Raw genomic sequence first — 19797 nt, 5'->3', positions numbered from 1 at the left:
TGTGGGAGAAGGTGGATCGGCGCGCAGCGCCGAGACGGATGAGGGGTGTTGGAAGGAATGGGGCGCCGGTTTTCTGGACGCAGGTTGGCGCCAAGCTGGAGCACCCCTCATCCGCCCGAGCTTCGCTCGGCCACCTTCTCCCACAAGGGGAGAAGGGGAAGTCCGCGCCATCCTCAAGTAATCACGCTCGGCTTGTTGCGGCCGGTGTGGCTCTTGATGCCGGCGATGTCGTCGGCCGCGGCGATGAGGTCGGCCAGCGCTTCCTGGGTGTCGAGATCGTGCCTTGCCTTGTCCGGCTCGTAGCGCTCGATATAGACGCGCAGCGTCGCACCGGAGGTGCCGGTGCCGGAGAGGCGGAGCACCACGCGCGAGCCACCCTCGAACAGGATCCTGATGCCCTGATGTTCGCTCACCGAGCCGTCGACCGGGTCGTGATAGGCGAAGTCGTCGGCCTTGGCGATCTTCAGGCCACGCACGCTGGTGCCGGGCAGCGTGCCGAGCTTGGCGCGCAATTCATCGACCAGCGCGTTGGCGCGGTCGCTCTCGACCTCCTCGTAATCGTGGCGCGAATAGTAGTTGCGGCCGTAGGTCGCCCAGTGCTCGGTGACGATCTGCTTGCAGCTCTCGCCGCGCGCAGCGAGGATGTTGAGCCATAAAAGCACGGCCCAGAGGCCGTCCTTTTCGCGGACATGGTTGGAGCCGGTGCCGGCGCTCTCCTCGCCGCAGATGGTGGCCATACCGGCGTCGAGCAGATTGCCGAAGAACTTCCAACCGGTCGGCGTTTCATAGATGCCGATGCCGAGCTTTTCAGCGACGCGGTCGGCGGCACCGCTGGTCGGCATCGAGCGGGCAATTCCCTTCAGGCCTTCCTTGTAGCCCGGCGCCAAGTTGGCATTGGCGGCAAGCATCGCCACCGAATCCGACGGCGTGACGAAAATGCCCCTGCCGATGATCAGGTTGCGGTCGCCGTCACCGTCGGAAGCCGCGCCGAAATCCGGCGCATCGGGACCCATCATCTCGTCATAGAGATGTTTGGCGTGCACCAGGTTCGGGTCGGGGTGATGGCCGCCGAAGTCGGGAAGCGGCTTGAAGTTGCGGCAGGTGCCGTCCGGGGCGCCGAGCCGGCGTTCGAGGATCTCCTTGGCGTAAGGGCCGGTCACCGCATGCATGGCATCGAAGCGCATGCGGAAGCCGGACTTGAACAGCTTCCGCAGCGCCTCGAAGTCGAACAGGCTTTCCATCAACTCGGCATAATCCTTGACCGGATCGATGATTTCGACCGTCATCTCGCCAGCCTTGACCGTGCCGACGGTGTCGATGTCGATCTCGCCGATATCGGCGATCTTGAAGCTCTTGATCTCCTTCGACTTGGTGAAGATCGCGTCGGTGATTTTCTCCGGCGCCGGGCCGCCATTGCCGGCATTGTACTTGATGCCGAAATCCTCGTGCGGGCCGCCCGGATTGTGGCTGGCCGACAGGATGATGCCGCCGAAGGTCTTGTATTTGCGGATGATGTTCGAGGCGGCCGGCGTCGACAGGATGCCGCCCTGGCCGACCATCACCTTGCCGAAGCCGTTGCCGGCGGCAATGGCGATCGCCTTCTGGATGACCTCGCGGTTGTAGAAGCGGCCGTCACCGCCGATCACCAGCGTCTTGCCCTGAAAACCGTCCAGCGCGTCGAAGATCGACTGGATGAAGTTCTCGGCATAGTGCTCCTGCTGGAACACGGGCACCTTCTTGCGCAGGCCGGACGTGCCGGGCTTCTGGTCGGTATAGGGTTTGGTGGGGATGGTTCTGATCATGCCTCAGGCAGCCCTTTTCGAAAGCAGCAAGCGATAGAGTTCGATGTATTTTTCGGCGCTCTTGTCCCAGGAGACGTCGGCCTTCATGCCCTGGCGCTGGATCGAGGCCCAGACCGCCGGCCTGGCGTGGACCTCGACCAGACGCTGGATGGCATGCAGCATCGCGCCGCCATTGTTGGGCGCGAACTGGAAGCCGGTGGCGACGCCTGCCGACAACGCCGCTTCATTGGCGTCGATGATGGTGTCGGCCAAACCGCCTGTCCTGGCGACGATCGGCACGCAGCCATAGCGCAGGCCGTAGAGCTGGGTCAGCCCACAAGGCTCGAAGCGCGAGGGGATGACGATGGCGTCGCATCCGCCCTGCATGACATGCGAAAGCCCCTCGTCGTAGCCGACGACGACGCCGACACGACCGCGATGGCGGGCGGCAGCGGCGAGCAGCGTGCCTTCGAGGCCGGCATCGCCCGAGCCGAGGATGGCCAGCCGCGCCCCGGCGGCGACGATGCCGTCAACGACCGCGGCCAGAATGTCCATGCCCTTCTGCCAGGTCAGCCGGCTGATCACGCAAACGATCGGACTGCCGTCCGCCTCCAGGCCGAAACGCTCCTCGACCGCCTTGCGGTTCTTGGCGCGGGCTTCGAGGCTCGCCGCCGAGTATTTGGCGACCAGATGCTTGTCGGTCTCGGGATTCCAGATATCGACATCGATGCCGTTGACGATTCCGTAGAGATCGGTGGCGCGCATGTTGATCAGGCCGTCGAGGCCCATGCCGAATTCCGGCGAACGGATTTCCTGCGCATAGGTCGGGCTCACCGTGGTGATCGCCCAGGCGGCCTGGAGGCCGGCCTTGAGATAGCCGACGCCGCCATAATATTCGACGCCGTCGAGCTGCATGGCGACGGCCGGCAGGCCGAGCTCGCCGAAGATGCCGGCGCCGAACTGGCCCTGGAAGGCAAGGTTGTGCACGGTGATCAGCGACGGCACGCCGACCGCCTTGCCGTAGCGCATGTACGCCAGCGTCATTGCCGACTGCCAGTCATGGGCGTGCACGAGGTCGGGCTGGTATCCGGAGATGGCGCCGCCGGCGATGTCGCCGCCGACTTGGCTCAACGCCGCGAAACGGCGCCAGTTATCCGGCCAGTCGGCGCCGGAAGCGGTGCCGTAAGGGCCGCCCTGGCGATCGAAGAGATGCGGCGCATCCAAAACGAAGAGATCGAGGTCGCCGATCTTGACGGCATGGACCGAAGCCTTGCCGCCCTGCAGCAACGGATACTGGTAAACGGCCTTCTTCTTGGCGAAGGCCGCCATCACCACAGGATAGCCCGGGATGAGCGTGCGCATGGCCACGCCCTTGGGGCCAAGCGCGACCGGCAAGGCGCCGGTCACGTCGGCAAGCCCGCCGGTCTTGATCAGCGGGAAGATTTCGGGCGTGACCGAGAGAACCTGCATGCGCCTCACATTCCGATCTTAACGTGACAGGTCAAAGTGACAATCTGTTGATCAAGTCGTCAGCTTGCTGATCGACCTGATAGCTTGCCAATCAGCCTCACCACCTCACTTCGACAGCTTGTTGATCATGTCCTGCGTGATCAGGCAGATGCCCTTTTCCGAAACCCGGAAGCGCTTGGCGTCGAGCGCCGGATCCTCGCCGACCACCAGTCCTTCCGGAATCTGCACGCCATGGTCGATGACGACGCGCTTGAGGCGCGCGTTGCGGCCGACGGTGACGTCGGGCAGCATCACCACTTCCTCGAGCTTGGAATAGGAATTGATGCGCGCGCCGGTGAAGATCAGGCTGCGGCGCAGCGATGCGCCGGAGACGATGCAGTCGCCCGACACCAGCGAAGAGATCGCCTCGCCGCGGCGGCCGTCTTCGTCATGCACGAACTTGGCCGGCGGCTTCAATTCGGCATAGGTCCAGATCGGCCAGTCGCGGTCGTAGAGATCGAGCTCGGGCGTGATGTCGGTGAGATCGATATTGGCTTCCCAATAGGCGTCCACCGTTCCGACGTCGCGCCAGTAAGGTTCCGACTCGTGCGAGGAGCGCACGCAGGACTTGGCGAAACGGTGAGCGATCGCCTTACCGTGCTGGACGATATAGGGGATGATGTCCTTGCCGAAGTCGCGGCTGGAGCCGGGCTCGGCGGCGTCGCGGCGCAGCTGCTCCATCAGGAACTTGGTCTTGAAGACGTAAATGCCCATCGATGCGAGAGCGAATTCCGGCTTGTCGGGGATGCCGGGCGGATCGGCCGGCTTTTCGACGAAAGCGATGATGTTGTCCTTGGCGTCGACATGCATGACGCCGAAGCCGGTCGCCTCCATGCGCGGCACTTCGAGGCAGCCGACAGTGACGTCGGCGCCGGCGTCGACGTGCTGGCGCAGCATCAGCTCGTAGTCCATCTTGTAGATGTGGTCGCCGGCGAGGATCACCATGTATTCGGGCCCGTAGGCCTCGATGATGTCGATGTTCTGGTAGACGGCGTCCGCCGTGCCTTCATACCACTGCGTCTCCGACACGCGCTGCGATGCGGGCAGGATGTCGAAGCTCTCGTTTCGCTCGGGGCGCAGGAAGTTCCAGCCGCGCTGCAGGTGGCGGATCAGCGAATGCGCCTTGTACTGGGTGGCGACGCCGAGACGGCGGATGCCGGAATTCAGCGCATTGGAGAGCGCGAAATCGATGATGCGCGTCTTGCCGCCGAAATAGACCGCGGGCTTGGCGCGCCGGTCGGTCAGTTCCTTGAGGCGACTGCCGCGGCCGCCTGCCAGCACATAGGCCATGGCGTCGCGCGCCAGCGGCTGGGTTCTTTTGATCTCTGCCATTTTGTTACCCTCCCAAACAAGCTGCGCGGACCGTTGCAAGAGCAGGATGAGACATCATCTGCTTCAGTCCGCGACGAATTCCAGCATGATCGTCGACAGCGGCGGCAACAGCATCGTCGCCGATACGCCGCCTCCTGCCCCGCTTGCCTCGACCGTGCCGCCATTGCCCATGCCGGAACCGCCATACTCGGCGGCATCCGTATTGATGATCTCGCGCCACTTTCCCGCCTTCGGCAACGGCACGCGATAGTTCTCGCGCGGCACCGGCGTGAAATTGGAAATGACGGCGATCGGGTCGCCGTCCGGCGCGTTGCGCACCCAGGCGAAAACCGAGTTGTCGCGGTCGTCGACGATCAACCAGGAGAAGCCCTCCGGCTCGCAGTCGCGGGCATGCAGCGCCGGGCGCGAGCGGTAGAGGTAGTTCAAGTCGCGCACCGTCTGCCACACGCCCCGGTGCGGCGCGAATTCGAGCAGGTCCCAGTCGAGCGCGCGTTCCTCACTCCATTCGCGGCGCTGGGCGAATTCCTGGCCCATGAACAAAAGCTTCTTGCCGGGATAGCCCCACATGAAGGCGTAATAGGCGCGCAGCGTGGCAAACTTCTGCCAGTCGTCGCCGGCCATCTTGTTGAGCAGCGTGCCTTTGCCGTGCACGACCTCGTCATGCGAGAGCGGCAGCACGAAATTCTCCGAGAAGGCATAGGTCAGGCCGAAGGTGATGTCGTTGTGGTGGTGCTTGCGGAAGATCGGCTCCTTGGAGAGATACTCCAGCGTATCGTGCATGAAGCCCATGTTCCACTTGAAGCCGAAGCCGAGCCCGTCCTCGTGCACGGGGCGCGAGACTTTCGGCCATGAGGTCGATTCCTCGGCGATCGTGACGACGCCGGGGTGATGGCCATAAAGCTCCTTGTTCATCTTCTGCAGGAAGGAGACCGCGTGCAAATTCTCGCGCCCGCCCTTCTCGTTGGGAATCCACTCGCCCGCCTTGCGCGAATAATCGAGGTAGAGCATCGACGCGACCGCGTCGACGCGCAGACCGTCGACATGGTATTTCTCGGCCCAGAACAGCGCGTTGTTGACGAGGAACGACACCACCTCGCGGCGGCCGAAATTGTAGATCGCAGTGTTCCAGTCGGGGTGAAAGCCCTGGCGCGGATCGGCGTGCTCGTAGAGTGCGGTGCCGTCGAAATGGACGAGGCCGTGCTCGTCGACCGGGAAATGCGCCGGCACCCAGTCGAGGATCACGCCGATGCCGGCGCGGTGCGCGCCATCGACGAAGCGGGCAAAGCCGTCCGGATCGCCGAAGCGGGCGGTCGGCGCATAAAGTCCGGTTGTCTGATAACCCCAGGACGGGTCGTAAGGGTGCTCCGAGATCGGCAGGAACTCGATATGGGTGAAGCCGGTGTCGACCACATAAGGGATCAGCCGCGCGGCGAGCTCGTCCCAGGACAGGAACGTGCCGTCGTCGCGGCGCTGCCACGAGCCGGCATGGACCTCGTAGATCGACATCGCCTCGCGCCGCGGATCAGCCTTGCGCCAGTAGCCGCGATGCGCCTCGTCGCCCCATTGATGCGCCATCGGCGGCGCCGTCACCGAGGCCGTCGCCGGGCGCAGTTCCGACCAGAAGGCGAACGGATCGGCCTTGAGCGGCAGCCGCACGCCGTCGGGAGCGATGATCTCGAATTTGTAGGGCTGGCCGGCGACGAGGTCGGGAATGAACAATTCCCAGATACCGGTGTCCTTGCGGTCGCGCATGGTGTGGCGGCGGCCGTCCCAGTCGTTGAAGGCGCCGACCACCGAGACGCGCCTGGCGTTGGGCGCCCATACGGCGAAATGCACGCCGGTCGCGCCTTCGTGGTCGATGATGTGGGCGCCGAGCTTGTCGAAGAGCCGCAGATGCGAGCCCTCGGCCATATAATAGTCGTCCATCGGCCCCAGCACCGGACCGAAGGAATAGGGATCGGTCAGCCACCAGTCGCCGCCGGCATTTCTGGCGTGATAGCGCAACGGCTGGCGCTTGCGGATCGAGACCTTGCCCTCGAAGAAGCCGGCATCGTCGCGGCGGGTGAGCTCACCAACGTCCTTGCCGGCCAGCGTGTAAGCGGTGACGAATTCGGCGTTGGGCACGAAGCAGCGCGCGACGAAACCCTTGCCGGCTTCCTGCACGCCGAGGATCGCGAAAGGATTGCCATGCGTTCCGGCGACAATCGCCGCGACATCACCGGCTGGCGCCAGTCCGTCCGGCCCGCTTGTCGCAGCGGTCACGCGCGGCTTCCTCATCAGGCGGTCGCCCTCCCCGGGCACCTTTGTTCTGCGCCGGCCGTCCCAAATCCGCTGGACATCTTGGGGCGACTTGCGCCGGGCCACATTGTTCGTGACCTCATGCAATCATATCAGACGGGCACGTTCCAGATTTCTTTCGCATATTGGCGGATGGTGCGATCGGACGAGAACCAGCCCATACGGGCAACGTTTCGGATGGCGCGCGCGTTCCAATCGGGGCTGTCGCGCCAGACATTGTCGACCTCGCGCTGGCAGGCTGCGTAGGAATCGAAGTCGGCCGCGACCATGAACCAGTCGCTCTGGTAGAGGCCGTTCATCAGGTCGCGGTAGCGGTTCGGGTCGTCGGGCGAGAAGACGCCGGACGAGATCGCCGCGACGGCCTGCGCCAGTTCAGGGGACCCCTCGATAACGCCGCGCGGATTGTAGCCATTGCTGCGGCGGTCGGCGACCTCGGCCGTGGTGAGGCCGAAGATGAAAATGTTGTCGGCGCCGACATGTTCCTTCATCTCGACATTGGCGCCGTCGAGCGTGCCGATGGTCAAAGCGCCATTCATCGCGAACTTCATGTTGCCGGTGCCGGAGGCCTCCATGCCGGCGGTCGAAATCTGCTCGGAAAGGTCGGCGGCCGGCATCAGCACCTCGGCCAGGCTGACATTGTAGTTCGGCACGAAGACGACCTTGAGCAGGCCGCGCACCGACGGGTCGCCGTTGATGACTTTTGCAACGTCATTGGCCAGTTTGATGATCAGCTTGGCGTTGTGATAGCTGGGCGCCGCCTTGCCGCCGAAGAATTTCACGCGCGGCATCCAGTCCCGCTCGGGATGCGAGCGGATCTGGTCGTAGAGCGCGATCGCCTCCAGGATGTTGAGCAGCTGGCGCTTGTATTCGTGGATGCGCTTGACCTGGATGTCGAACAGCGCCGACGGGTCGAGCCTGATGCCGAGCCGGTCGGCGACGAGATTGGCCAGCCTTACCTTGTTCTGCCGCTTCACGGCGGCGAATTTTTCGCGGAAGGCGGCGTCTTCGGCGAGCGGATCGAGCGCCTTTATCCTCTCGATGTCGTCCATGAAACGGTCGCCGATCGCCTCGCGGGCAAGCGCCGTCAGGCCCGGATTGCACTGGATCAGCCAGCGCCTGGGCGTGATGCCGTTGGTCTTGTTGTTGATGCGGTCGGGATAGAGCTTGTGGAGGTCGGCAAACACCGTCTCCTTCATCAGCTCGGTGTGGAGGGCCGAGACGCCGTTGATTGAGTGCGAACCGACAAAGGCCAGATTGCCCATGCGCACGCGGCGGTCGCCATTTTCCTGGATCAGCGAGATCCGGGCGATCTGCTCGTCGGAGAACTTGCCGGTGGCGCGCGCCTCGAGCAGCACCTGCGCATTGATGGCGTAGACGATCTGCATATGACGCGGCAGCAAGCGTTCGAACAGGGGCACCGACCAGCTTTCCAGAGCTTCGGGAAGCAGCGTGTGGTTAGTGTAGCCGAAGGTCCGCTTGGTGATGTCCCAGGCCTGGTCGAAGTCCATGCCGTGGACATCCATCAGAAGCCGCATCAGTTCCGGTACGGCGACCGCGGGATGGGTGTCGTTGAGATGGATCGCCGCCTTGTCGGGCAACGACTTCAGGTCGCCATACTGGCTGAGATGGCGCTGGACGATGTCCTGCAGCGAAGCGGTCGAGAAGAAATATTCCTGGCGCAGCCTCAACTCCTGGCCGGCCATGTGGGAATCGGCCGGGTAGAGCACGCGCGACAACGCGTCGGCCTTGTTGCTTTCGGCCAGCGCGCCGATGTGGTCGCCGGCATTGAACTTGTCGAGCAGGATCGGGTCGATCGGCATGCCGGACCAGAGCCGCAGCGTGTTGACGCGCTTGGCGCGCCAGCCGGCCACCGGCGTGTCGTAGGCGACGGCAAGAACATGCTCGGTCGGCTTCCAGACATGGCGCTCGAGCCGGCCGTCCTTCGAGGTGATCGATTCCACCGAGCCGCCGAAGCCGACCTCGAAGGAACGCTCGCGCCGCTCGAACTCCCAGGGGTTGCCGTGGTCGAGCCAGGTCTCCGGCAGCTCGACCTGCCAGCCGCCCTGGATTTCCTGGCGAAACATACCGTTGGCGTAGCGGATGCCGTAGCCATGGGCGGGGATATCGACGGTCGCCATGCTCTCCATGAAGCAGGCGGCGAGACGGCCAAGACCGCCATTGCCGAGCGCGGCGTCGGGCTCGAGCCCCGCGATCAGGTCGAGGTCGACGCCGAGCGAGGACAGCGCCTCGCGCATGTTCTCCATCAGGCCGAGATTGGAGAAGGCATCGCGCATCAGGCGCCCGATCAGGAACTCGAGCGAGAGGTAATAGACCCGCTTTTCCTGCTGGTCGTAAGCTTCCTTGGTCGCCTGCATCCAATGATCGACGACGCGGTCGCGAACCACCTTGATCGAAGCCGTCAGCCAGTCATACGGCGTGGCGACGGTGGTGTCCTTGCCGACCCGGTATTTGAGCGACATCAACACCTCTTCGGCGAGGGTCTTGGGGTCGGGGTTATCGAGAATGGGGGCTTCGGTCGTCATAGCGCGCGTCATGCTGCCTCTCGTGATGTTGCCACGATCATACCGGCTTTCATCATTTCTCCCAGCCTATCCTATCGCATTGCAGCATGCATTCAATCGATTTAGGCAAGCGTGCCGCCAGCCGGCCTGCGGCAATTTACCCATACATACTGGAGATCAGGCCGCCAGCGCGTCCTCTGGCGGCTTCTTGGCGCCGGTCATGAGGGCGACGGCATCCGACATGGAAATCTGCTTCGGATCGACGACGCAGAGGCGGCGGCCGAGGCGGTGGATGTGGATGCGATCGGCCACCTCGAAGACATGCGGCATGTTGTGCGAGATGAGCACGATCGGCAGGCCGCGCTTCTTGACGTCGAGGATCAGTTCCAGCACGCGGCGGCTTTCCTTGACGCCGAGCGCCGCGGTCGGCTCGTCCATGATCACCACTTTCGAGCCGAAGGCGGCGGCGCGCGCGACCGCGACGCCCTGGCGCTGACCGCCGGACAGCGTCTCCACCGCCTGGCTGATATTCTGGATGGTCATCAGGCCAAGCTCGGTCAGCTTGTCGCGGGCGCGCTTTTCCATCGCCGGACGATCGAGCATGCGGAACCAGCTTCCGAGTGGGCCGGGCTTGCGGATTTCGCGACCGAGAAACATGTTGTCGGCGATCGACAGCGCCGGCGACAGCGCCAAGTTCTGGTAGACAGTCTCGATGCCGGCTTCTCGGGCCTCCATCGGCGACTTGAAGGCAACGGGCTTGCCTTCAAGCCGGATTTCACCTTCGTCGGGCACAGCCGCGCCGGAAATCGCCTTGATGAGCGACGATTTGCCGGCGCCGTTGTCGCCGATCACCGCCAGGATTTCGCCCGGATAGAGGTCGAAATCGGCATTGTCGAGGGCGGTGACACGACCATAGCGCTTGGTAAGACCGCGCGCGGTGAGGATGGGTTCCTGGGTCATGGCTATGCCGAAACCTTTCTGATCCATTGATCGACAGCCACGGCGCCGATGATCAGCACGCCGGTGAGCAGCACTTTCCATTGCGGGTCGGCGCCCAGCATGTTGAGGCCCATCGAGACGACGCCGACGATCATGGCGCCGAACAGCGTGCCGAGGATCGAGCCGCGCCCGCCGAAGAGCGAGATGCCGCCGATCACCGTCGCGGTGATGGCCTGCAGATTGTAGTCGGTGACGGCGGCGGAAGGGGAGATCGAGCCGTTGCGGCCGATCGAGACCCAGGCGGCGAAGGCGGCGATCAGCCCGGCAAGGGCGTAGACCGTCATCAGCACCTTCTTGGTCTGGATGCCCGACAGCTTCGCGGCCTCCTGATCGTCGCCGACGGCATAGACGTGGCGGCCCCAGGCGGTATGGTTCAGCACATACCAAAGCAGCAGGACCAGCAGGACCATGGCGATGACGCCGGCCGTCAATACCGCGGAACCGACCCTGAAACTCAACGCGAAGAAGTGCAGCAGCGGCGCCTGGGTATCGACATCGGCGTCGCGGATCGTCTCGTTGGCGGAATAGATGAAATTCGTCGCCATGACGATGTTCCAGGTGCCGAGCGTGACGATGAAGGGCGGAAGCTTCATGTAGGCGACCAGGAGGCCGTTAAGCAGGCCGCAGGCAGCGCCGGCGGCCAGCCCTACGATCACCGCAAGAAGGGTCGGCATGCCGTAGGTGATGGCGCAGTTGCCCATGATGACGGCCGAGATCACCATGATCACGCCGATCGAAAGGTCGATGCCCGCGGTCAGGATGACCAGCGTCTGGGCGGCGCCGAGAATGCCGACGATGGCGATCTGCTGCAGGATCAGCGTCAGCGTGTAGGACGAGAAGAACCGTCCGCCGATGGCGATACCGAAGATGATGATCGACAAGACCAGCACGATCAGCGGCACAGCGGCCGGCGTGGAGTGCAGGAAATGCTGGGCGCGCTTGACGAACGACTTGCCGTGCTCGTCGAAGGCGGCGACGCTGGTGTCGCTGCTCGAGAGAACCTTCTCGAATTCCTGGATTTGAGACATATATCCTCCCGTCTCACGGAGCTTCGTCATGGCTCCATGCCGCGTTTACGCATTCCGGTCTGTCGCCGGGCTTATCAGCGTTTACGAAAATGCATCGTCCACCCGATGCGGCCGGGGATCAAGCCCCCAGCCGCGAGGTTTGTGCGCTCAGGCGGGCGTCAGCCCCAGCACTTGGCGAGGCCTTCCTTGGTGTCGATCGACTTGACACCCTTTGCCGGCTTGTCGGTCACGAGGTTGACGCCGGTGTCGAAGAAGTTCTTGCCTTCGGTCGGCTTCGGCTTCGTGCCGTCCTTGGCGAAAGCGGCGATCGCTTCGATGCCGAGCGCCGCCATCTGCAGCGGATATTGCTGCGAGGTGGCGCCGATGACGCCTTCGGTGACCGACTTCACGCCGGGGCAGCCGCCGTCGACCGAGACGATCAGCACCTGCTTTTCCAGACCGACGGCCTTGAGCGCCTGGTAGGCGCCGACAGCGGCGGGCTCGTTGATGGTATGGATGACGTTGATGGTGTTGTCCTTCTGCAGAAGGTTCTCCATCGCCTTGCGGCCGCCTTCCTCGTTGCCGTTGGTGACGTCATGACCGACGATGCGCGGATCGACCTCGTCGCCGATCTTGTTGGGGTCTTTCACGTCGATGCCGTAGCCCATCATGAAGCCCTGGTCGCGCAGAACGTCGACGGTCGGCTGCGAGGGGGTGAGGTCGAGGAAGCCGATCTTGGCGTCCTTGGCCTTGTCGCCGAGCGTGGCGGCGGCCCAGGCGCCGATCAGCTTGCCGGCTTCGAGATTGTCGGTGGCGAAGGTGGCGTCGGCGGCGTCGATCGGATCGAGCGGGGTGTCGAGCGCGATCACCAGCAGGCCGGCGTCACGCGCCTTCTTCACCGTCGGCACGATGCCCTTGGTGTCGGAAGCGGTGATCAGGATACCCTTGGCACCGTCGGCGATGCAGCTTTCGATCGCCGCGACCTGGCTTTCGCTGTCGCCGTCGATCTTGCCTGCATAGGTCTTGAGGTCGACGCCAAGTTCCTTGGCCTTGGCGGTCGCGCCTTCCTTCATCTTGACGAAGAAGGGATTGGTGTCAGTCTTGGTGATCAGGCAGGCGCCGACGCCGGCGGCCGACGCCGTCGATGCGAATGCCATCAGGCTCAAACCAGCCGCCGCGAACACGGTGGACTTCAGCAGTGATGTCTTGGTCACGATTTTCCTCCCAGTGGAACCATTCCGGGCGCCGGCCAACCGGCGCCTCAAGCGCATCCAACCATTTCTCCCAGCGTGGACGCCATCTAAAAAAACAACAGTCCGAAGCGCCTGTCAATAATTAAATCACTCTTATTTATTATTGACAGCCTTGCGCTGTTCACTCATTCTGAACGAAAAGCATCGCGGGGAAACAGACGGGAGGAACAGGGTGGAGACCGGCATTGCGAGGCACGGTTCGCCCGAGGCTTTGGAGAGCCGGCTGCATCGCGGCACCAACCAGAGCGGGATGCGCGACCACAATGAGCGGCTCGTGCTGTCCCTGGTGCGCCAGCATGGCAGCCTGGCCAAATCCGACATCGCGCGCATGACCGGCCTGTCGGCCCAGACCGTGTCGGTGATCATGCGCGAGCTCGAGGAAGACAAGCTGCTCGTGCGCCAGGCGCCGCTGCGCGGCAAGATCGGCCAGCCTTCGATCCCGATGGCGCTCAATCCCGAAGGCGCTTTCTTCATCGGCCTCAAGATCGGCCGACGCTCGGCCGAGCTCGTGCTGATCGACTTTCTCGGCAATGTGCGCGCCATGCTGCAGCACTCCTACCGTTATCCCGCCCCACGCGAGACGGTCGAGTTCGTCACCCAGGGCATCAAGACCATGCGTGGCGAACTGACGCCGGCGCAGGACAAGCGCATTGCCGGGCTCGGCATCGCCATGCCGTTCGAACTGTGGAACTGGGCCGACACGGCCGGCGCGCCGCGCGACATCATGGACGAATGGCGCCATCGCGACATCCGCGCCGATATCCAGGGCCAATGCGACTTTCCGGTCTACCTGCAGAACGACGCAACCTCGGCCTGCGGCGCCGAACTCGTCTTCGGCCAGGCGGGCGCGGCGCGCGACTTCGTCTATTTCTACATCGGCGCCTTTGCCGGCGGCGGCATCGTGCTCAACGGCCGGCTCTACAGCGGACCGAAGGGCAATGCCGGCGCGCTCGGCTCGATGCCGGTGCCGGGGCCTGACGGCAGGCCGACGCAGCTCATCGACGTCGCCTCGATCGCGATGCTGGAAAAGGCGCTTTCGGCCAAGGGCATCGACGGCTCCTACCTGTGGACCTCGCCGCAGGAATGGGGCGAGATCGGCGCTGAGCTCGACGACTGGATCGCCAGCGCCTCGCGCGCGCTCGCCTATGCCATCGTCGCGGCCTCGTCGGTCATCGATTTCGAAGCGGCGGTGATCGACGGCTGGATGCCGCTCGACGTGCGGCGCCGGCTTGTCGAGGCAATCCGGCAAGCCATTGCCGGGATCGACGCCGAGGGCCTGAAGCTGCCCTTCGTGCGCGAGGGAACCGTCGGCATCCATGCACGCGCGCTCGGCGGCGCCAGCCTGCCGCTTTCCGAGCGCTTCCTGATCGGACCGAACGCGACCGGGGGCGCCTGACCATGCTGATCGGCATCCCTTCGCTGCTCGGACCGCAGTTCCTGGCGACGCTCAGGGCCATGGGCCATGGCGACGAGATCGCGATCGTCGACGGCAATTACCCGGCAGAGGAACAGGCGCGGCGGCTGATCCGCGCCGACGGCCACCATGTAATTGCCGTGCTCGACGCCGTGCTCAGCGTGCTGCCGGTGGATGAGGCGGTGCCGGAGGCGCTGTTCCGCGCCTCGGTGCAGGGCGACCCGACGCTGGCCGATCCGGTGCACCACGAAATGGAAGCGGTTTGCGCCAAACGCGCGCCGGGCCACAAGGTGGTTGCGCTGGCCGGGCCCGACTTCTATGCACGCGTCAAGGCCGCGCACGCCATCGTGGCGACCAGCGAACCCCGGCTCTTTGCCAACATCATCATCCGCAAGGGCGTGATCCATCCGCCGGAGACCAAGACGACATGATCCTTTGCTGTGGCGAAGCCCTGATCGACATGCTGCCGCGCACCACCACCGAAGGCGAAGCGGCCTTCGCGCCCTATGTCGGCGGCGCGGTGTTCAACTCGGCGATCGCGCTCGGACGTCTCGGCGCGCCGGCGGGCTTCTTCTCGGGCCTTTCCTCGGATCTTTTCGGCGGCCAGTTCCGCGACGCGCTCGGCGCCAGCAAGGTGAGCTCCACCTATGCGCATACCTCGCCTCGCCCCACCACGCTTGCCTTTGTGCGGCTCACCAACGGCCAGGCGACCTACACTTTCTACGACGAGAACACCGCCGGGCGCATGCTGACCATCGAGGACCTGCCGAAGCTCGGCTCGGAGATCGAGGCGATGCTGTTCGGCGCCATCAGCCTGATCTCCGAGCCGGCGGGATCGGCCTATGAGGAGTTCATGCGGCGCGAGCACGAAGCCCGTGTGATGATGCTCGATCCCAACATCCGGCCGAACTTCATTCCGGACAAGGCCAAGCATCTCAGGCGCATCCGCGAGATGATGGCGATGGCCGATATCGTGAAACTCTCGGACGAGGACCTCAAATGGTTCGACGAGGCCGGCTCGCATGAGGATGTCGTGCGCAACTGGCTGGACCGCGGGCCGAAGCTGATCGTCGTCACGCATGGCAGCGAGGGCGCTGTCGGCTACAGCAAGGCGCACAAGGTCATGGTCATGCCGCAGAAGGTGAAGGTGGTCGACACGGTCGGCGCCGGCGACACGTTCAATGCCGGCATCCTCGCCTCGCTGCACGAGCAGGGCCTGCTTACCAAGGCGGCGATCGGCGGTCTGCCGGAAGACGCGATCCGCAAGGCGCTGGAGCTCGGCGCCAAGGCGGCCGCGGTGACGGTTTCGCGGGCGGGCGCCAACCCGCCCTGGCGGCACGAGATCGCCTGATCCGGCATCGGTCGGCGTGAAACCACCGCTCCCCGGCCGATCACTTTATGTTTCCCGAGGACGGAACGGTTCGATAACTGAGGCCGCAATCGCCTCGCAAAGCGCCGATTTCCGGCTTTTTCAGGCACTGCGCCGGCAAAATCGGTAACGGGCCGCGACACATAGGCAATTTGCCCTGGCCGCCACCGGCTTTCTCAGCCGGTTCAAGTCTGTTACCAGCGGGCCGGTTTTACAGGCAGTTTTTGAGGCCGACATGCAGTTCATCGATCTTGGCGCGCAGCGCGAACGTATCCGCGACCGGTTGAAGACCGCCATCGACACCGTCGTCGAGGAAGGCCGCTATATCCTGGGACCCCAGGTCACCGAATTCGAGAACAAGCTCGCGGCCTATATCGGCGTCAAGCATGTGGTCGCCTGCGCCAACGGCACCGATGCGCTGCTTTTGCCGTTGTTTGCCGCCGGCATCGGCCCGGGCGACGCGGTGTTCGTGCCGAGCTTCACCTTCGCCGCGACGGCTGAGGTGGTGGCGCTGGCCAAGGCAGAGCCGGTCTTCGTCGATGTCGACCGCGACAGCTACAACATCGACATCGCCAGCCTCGAGGCGGCGATCGAGATGATCAAGAAGGAAGGCCGCCTCAAGCCGAAGGCGATCATCCCGGTCGACCTGTTCGGGCTTTCGGCCGACTACGACGCGATCATGGCGATCGCCAAGCGTGAGAACCTTTTGGTGATCGAGGACGCCGCGCAGTCGATGGGCGGTTCGGCCGACGGCACAATGTGCGGCGCCTTCGGCCATGTCGGCTCGACCAGCTTCTACCCCGCCAAGCCGCTCGGCTGCTACGGCGACGGCGGCGCGATGTTCACCAATGACGGCGCGCTGGCCGACAAGCTCCGCTCCTTCGCCTTCCACGGCAAGGGCGAGACGCAGTACGACAATGTCCGCGTCGGCATCAATTCGCGCCTCGACACGCTGCAGGCGGCGATCCTGATCGAGAAGCTCGCCATCCTCGAGGACGAGATGGTGGCGCGCCAGGTCGTCGCCGACCGCTATGCCAAGGGCCTCGGCGACATCGTCAAGGCGTCACGCAATTTGGGCCATGGCCGCTCGGCCTGGGCGCAATACGCCATCGAGACGCCGAAGCGCGACGGGCTCAAGGCCCATCTCGGCGAAAAGGGCATTCCGTCGGTGATCTACTATGTGAAGCCGCTGCACGAACAGGTCGCCTACAAGGACTATCCGCGCACGCCGACGGGGCTTGCCGTGTCGGAAGCGCTTCCGAAGCAGATCCTTTGCCTGCCGATGCACGCCTATCTCAGCGAAGCCGACCAGGACCGCATCATCGAGACGATCCGCAATTATATCGGGTCTAACTCGGCGCATGTCGCGGCGGCCTGAAAGGTCCGCGCGAAGCCCCCCTCTCTGCCCTGCCGGGCATCTCCCCTCAAGGGGGGAGATCAGATGTCACGCGGGCTTTCGCCAACCTTCAACGTTGAAAGAATGAGCTGGGCGCTGAAGCTGCCAATCTCCCCCCTTGAGGGGGAGATGTCCGGCAGGACAGAGAGGGGGGCCTCGCGCCAGCGTTTACATTTGGCGACGCTGCGACTACGCGCTCTTCCCCATCGCGATGAAATGCGGGTTGGCGAAATCGCTGTCGCTCGCCTGGTTGCGCTTGCCGTAGGAAAGCGGCTCGCCGTCCAGCGTGCGGGTCATGCCGCCGGCGGCGCGCAGCACCGCGTCCCCTGCCGCCGTGTCCCATTCCATGGTGCGGCCGAAGCGCGGATAGACATCCGCCTCGGCGGCAGCGAGCAGGCAGAATTTCAGCGACGAGCCGACCGAGACGATCTCGGCTGCGCCGAGATCGCGGATGAAGGCGTCGGTTTCCGGCGTGTTGTGCGAGCGGCTGGCGACGACGGCAAGCGGCATGCCCGCTTCCCGCACCGCGATCGGCCGGCGAGCGGCAATCCGATAATCGCTGTCGATATCCAGCGCCTCGGCCTGGCCCGGCCGTCCGCTGAAGAAGCGCCCCGTGCAAGGCGCGAAGACGACGCCGACTTCCGGCACGCCATGACGGACCAGCGCGATGTTGACGGTGAAGTCGGTGCGGCGGTTGACGAATTCCTTGGTGCCGTCGAGCGGATCGACCAGGAAGAACGCGCCTTCAAGGTCGGGCGTCGCAATGCCCGCCGCCACCTCCTCCTCGGCCACGCAAGGGATATCCGGATAGGCGGCGCGCAGGCCGGCGAGGATGATCTTCTCGCTTTCGCGGTCGGCTTCCGTCACCGGCGAGGAGTCGGCCTTGCTGTCGACGGCACAGCCTTCGTGGAAGACGCGCATCACCTCGCGCCCGGCCTCGAGCGCCAGGCGCTCGAAGACGCCCAGCATCGCGTCGTCGTCAGATACCGCCGCCATTGTCATACTGCTCTTCGGCAATGTCGCGCTCGGTCAGCCAGTGTTCGAGGGCTTCCGCCATCTCCTGCGGACTCCGGCCGAGCGTCTCGAGGTGGATTTCGGGATGCTCCGGCGCCTCATAAGGAGAATCGACGCCGGTGAAGTTCTTGATCTCGCCGCTCAGGGCGCGCGCGTAAAGTCCCTTCGGATCGCGCCTTGCGCATTCCTCGAACGGCGTGTCGACGAACACCTCGACGAACTCGCCCTCGGCCATCAGCTCGCGCGCCACGCGTCGTTCGGCGGCGAAGGGCGAGATGAAGGAAACGATGACGATCAGGCCGGCATCGGCCATCAGTTTGGCCACCTCGGCGACGCGGCGGATGTTTTCCACGCGGTCAGCGTCGGTGAAGCCGAGATCGCGGTTCAGGCCGTGGCGGACATTGTCGCCATCGAGGATATAGGTGTGGCGGCCGGACGCGAACAGCTTCTTCTCGAACAAATTGGCGATGGTCGACTTGCCGGAGCCGGACAGCCCGGTGAACCAGAACACCGCCGGACGCTGGTTCTTAAGGTCGGAGCGGCCGCGCTTGCCGACATCGAGCGACTGCCAGTGGATGTTTTCGGCGCGGCGCAGCGAATGCAGGATCATGCCGGCGCCGACCGTGGCGTTGGTGATGCGGTCGATCAGGATGAAGGCGCCGGTCGTACGGTTCTCGGCGAAGGGATCGAAAGCGATCGGTGCCCTGGTCGAGAGGTTGCAGACGCCGACCTCGTTGATGTCGAGCGACTTCGCCGCCTCATGCGCGAAATCGTTGACGTTGACCCGGTATTTCAGCTCGGTGACGGTGGCGCTGACCTGGTCGGTCTCGGTGCGCAATATGTAGGAGCGGCCGGGCAGCAGCGCCTGCTCGTCGAACCAGACGATGTTGGCGGCGAACTGGTCGGCAACCTGCGGGCGCGCTGCCGGCGAGACCAGCAGATTGCCGCGCGAGACCTCGACTTCGTCGTCGAGGACAAGCGTGATGGCCTGGCCCGCAACGGCTTGCTTGAGGTCGCCGCCATGCGCGACGATGCGCTTGACGCGGGACGCCTTGCCGGATTTCGCGACGACGACCTCGTCGCCCTGTGCCACCGTGCCGGAGGCGATGGTGCCGGCGAAGCCGCGGAAGTCGAGGTTCGGCCGGTTCACATATTGCACCGGGAAGCGGAACGGCAGTTCGACCGCCGCCTCATCGACCGACACGGTCTCGAGATGCTCGATCAGCGACGGCCCGGAATACCACGGCGTGCGCTCCGAGCGGCTGGTGACGTTGTCGCCGAAACGCGCCGACATCGGGATCGGCGCAACACTGACGAAGCCTAGGCTTTGCGCGAATTCGGTGTAGTCGGCGACGATCCGGTCGAACACTTCCCTGTCGAAGCCGACAAGGTCGATCTTGTTGACAGCGAGCACGACGTGACGGATGCCGAGCAGCGAGGCGATGATCGAGTGGCGCCGGGTCTGGCGCAACACGCCCTGGCGCGCGTCGATCAGCACGATGGCGAGATCCGCGGTCGAAGCGCCGGTCGCCATGTTGCGCGTGTACTGCTCGTGGCCGGGCGTGTCGGCGACGATGAACTTGCGCTTCGGCGTGGCGAAGAAGCGGTAAGCGACATCGATGGTGATGCCCTGCTCGCGCTCGGCCTCCAGTCCGTCGACCAGAAGCGCGAAGTCGATGTCGTCACCGGTGGTGCCGTGCTTGCGCGAGTCTTTTTCCAGCGCCGCGAGCTGGTCCTCGAAAATCTGCTTGGTGTCGGAGAGCAGACGGCCGATCAGCGTCGACTTGCCGTCGTCGACCGAGCCGCAGGTGAGGAAGCGCAGCAGCGATTTCTTCTCCTGCGCGGCCATGTAGTCGCGGATCGAATCGGTCGGGGCGAGGCTCTTTGCCATGATGTGGCGCAT

At 64.4% G+C, this 19797-nt stretch carries 14 protein-coding genes; 4 read left to right on the top strand and 10 right to left on the bottom strand.

Translation table 11 applies throughout. The annotated features are described in order from the left end of the window. Window positions 1-173 precede the first annotated feature (173 nt). From KVT37_RS14020 to KVT37_RS13985, 8 genes are all read right to left on the bottom strand, one after another. Window positions 174-1802, bottom strand: coding sequence for an alpha-D-glucose phosphate-specific phosphoglucomutase (locus tag KVT37_RS14020; protein WP_217573827.1), 1629 nt, complete (start codon window positions 1800-1802; stop codon window positions 174-176). 3 nt (window positions 1803-1805) lie between these two features. Next, window positions 1806-3251: a glycogen synthase GlgA gene (gene glgA / locus KVT37_RS14015; protein ID WP_217573825.1), complete on the bottom strand. Its 1446-nt coding sequence runs from the start codon at window positions 3249-3251 to the stop codon at window positions 1806-1808. A 105-nt stretch (window positions 3252-3356) separates the two neighbouring features. Beyond that, entirely contained in the window at window positions 3357-4622 is a 1266-nt protein-coding gene (glgC, locus tag KVT37_RS14010; RefSeq protein WP_217573822.1) for a glucose-1-phosphate adenylyltransferase, read from the bottom strand. Between the two features lie 63 nt (window positions 4623-4685). Continuing rightward, window positions 4686-6899 (bottom strand): 1,4-alpha-glucan branching protein GlgB, encoded by a 2214-nt coding sequence (glgB, locus tag KVT37_RS14005; RefSeq protein WP_217573820.1) that lies wholly within the window; start codon window positions 6897-6899, stop codon window positions 4686-4688. A 113-nt stretch (window positions 6900-7012) separates the two neighbouring features. Beyond that, entirely contained in the window at window positions 7013-9475 is a 2463-nt protein-coding gene (locus tag KVT37_RS14000) for a glycogen/starch/alpha-glucan phosphorylase (protein WP_217573818.1), read from the bottom strand. 144 nt (window positions 9476-9619) lie between these two features. Then, window positions 9620-10402 carry an ATP-binding cassette domain-containing protein gene (locus KVT37_RS13995; RefSeq protein ID WP_217573816.1) on the bottom strand — a complete coding sequence of 261 codons (783 nt, stop codon included), beginning with the start codon at window positions 10400-10402 and terminating at the stop codon, window positions 9620-9622. Window positions 10403-10404: 2 nt separating this feature from the next. Further along, a complete protein-coding gene (locus KVT37_RS13990) occupies window positions 10405-11469 on the bottom strand; it encodes an ABC transporter permease (RefSeq protein WP_217573806.1) in 1065 nt (354 codons plus the stop codon). Window positions 11470-11627: 158 nt separating this feature from the next. Beyond that, window positions 11628-12644 carry a sugar ABC transporter substrate-binding protein gene (locus KVT37_RS13985; protein WP_217573892.1) on the bottom strand — a complete coding sequence of 339 codons (1017 nt, stop codon included), beginning with the start codon at window positions 12642-12644 and terminating at the stop codon, window positions 11628-11630. A 229-nt stretch (window positions 12645-12873) separates the two neighbouring features. Between KVT37_RS13985 and KVT37_RS13980 the strand changes: the two genes are divergently transcribed. The 4 genes from KVT37_RS13980 (at window position 12874) to KVT37_RS13965 (ending at window position 16862) form a co-directional block, all read left to right on the top strand. Further along, window positions 12874-14097, top strand: coding sequence for an ROK family transcriptional regulator (locus tag KVT37_RS13980; RefSeq protein WP_217573805.1), 1224 nt, complete (start codon window positions 12874-12876; stop codon window positions 14095-14097). A gap of 2 nt (window positions 14098-14099) precedes the next feature. Then, on the top strand, window positions 14100-14546 hold the full coding sequence (locus KVT37_RS13975) for an RbsD/FucU family protein (RefSeq protein WP_217573803.1): 447 nt from the start codon (window positions 14100-14102) through the stop codon (window positions 14544-14546). After that, window positions 14543-15466 carry a carbohydrate kinase gene (locus KVT37_RS13970; RefSeq protein ID WP_217573801.1) on the top strand — a complete coding sequence of 308 codons (924 nt, stop codon included), beginning with the start codon at window positions 14543-14545 and terminating at the stop codon, window positions 15464-15466. Before KVT37_RS13975 ends, KVT37_RS13970 begins: the two co-directional genes overlap by 4 nt. A gap of 253 nt (window positions 15467-15719) precedes the next feature. Continuing rightward, a complete protein-coding gene (locus KVT37_RS13965; RefSeq protein ID WP_217573799.1) occupies window positions 15720-16862 on the top strand; it encodes a DegT/DnrJ/EryC1/StrS aminotransferase family protein in 1143 nt (380 codons plus the stop codon). Window positions 16863-17069: 207 nt separating this feature from the next. Here KVT37_RS13965 and cysQ read toward each other — a convergent pair whose 3' ends face one another. Next, window positions 17070-17849, bottom strand: coding sequence for a 3'(2'),5'-bisphosphate nucleotidase CysQ (cysQ, locus tag KVT37_RS13960; protein ID WP_217573890.1), 780 nt, complete (start codon window positions 17847-17849; stop codon window positions 17070-17072). A gap of 10 nt (window positions 17850-17859) precedes the next feature. Beyond that, window positions 17860-19797, bottom strand: coding sequence for a sulfate adenylyltransferase subunit CysN (cysN, locus tag KVT37_RS13955; protein ID WP_217573797.1), 1938 nt, complete (start codon window positions 19795-19797; stop codon window positions 17860-17862).

It is taken from the genome of Mesorhizobium sp. GbtcB19 (genome assembly GCF_019091085.1).
Taxonomy (GTDB): domain Bacteria; phylum Pseudomonadota; class Alphaproteobacteria; order Rhizobiales; family Rhizobiaceae; genus Mesorhizobium.
This window is presented reverse-complemented; position numbering and strand designations above follow the sequence as displayed.

Bases quoted from the DNA above. Each gene is read 5' to 3' on its own strand.
- KVT37_RS13970 (WP_217573801.1), top strand. From the start codon at position 14,543: ATGATCCTTTGCTGTGGCGAAGCCCTGATCGACATGCTGCCGCGCACC.
- KVT37_RS13965 (WP_217573799.1), top strand. From the start codon at position 15,720: ATGCAGTTCATCGATCTTGGCGCGCAGCGCGAACGTATCCGCGACCGG.
- glgB (WP_217573820.1), bottom strand. From the start codon at position 6,899: ATGAGGAAGCCGCGCGTGACCGCTGCGACAAGCGGGCCGGACGGACTG.
- glgA (WP_217573825.1), bottom strand. From the start codon at position 3,251: ATGCAGGTTCTCTCGGTCACGCCCGAAATCTTCCCGCTGATCAAGACC.
- KVT37_RS13995 (WP_217573816.1), bottom strand. From the start codon at position 10,402: ATGACCCAGGAACCCATCCTCACCGCGCGCGGTCTTACCAAGCGCTAT.
- KVT37_RS13975 (WP_217573803.1), top strand. From the start codon at position 14,100: ATGCTGATCGGCATCCCTTCGCTGCTCGGACCGCAGTTCCTGGCGACG.
- KVT37_RS14000 (WP_217573818.1), bottom strand. From the start codon at position 9,475: ATGACGCGCGCTATGACGACCGAAGCCCCCATTCTCGATAACCCCGAC.
- cysQ (WP_217573890.1), bottom strand. From the start codon at position 17,849: ATGCTGGGCGTCTTCGAGCGCCTGGCGCTCGAGGCCGGGCGCGAGGTG.
- KVT37_RS13990 (WP_217573806.1), bottom strand. From the start codon at position 11,469: ATGTCTCAAATCCAGGAATTCGAGAAGGTTCTCTCGAGCAGCGACACC.
- cysN (WP_217573797.1), bottom strand. From the start codon at position 19,797: ATGCGCCACATCATGGCAAAGAGCCTCGCCCCGACCGATTCGATCCGC.
- KVT37_RS14020 (WP_217573827.1), bottom strand. From the start codon at position 1,802: ATGATCAGAACCATCCCCACCAAACCCTATACCGACCAGAAGCCCGGC.
- glgC (WP_217573822.1), bottom strand. From the start codon at position 4,622: ATGGCAGAGATCAAAAGAACCCAGCCGCTGGCGCGCGACGCCATGGCC.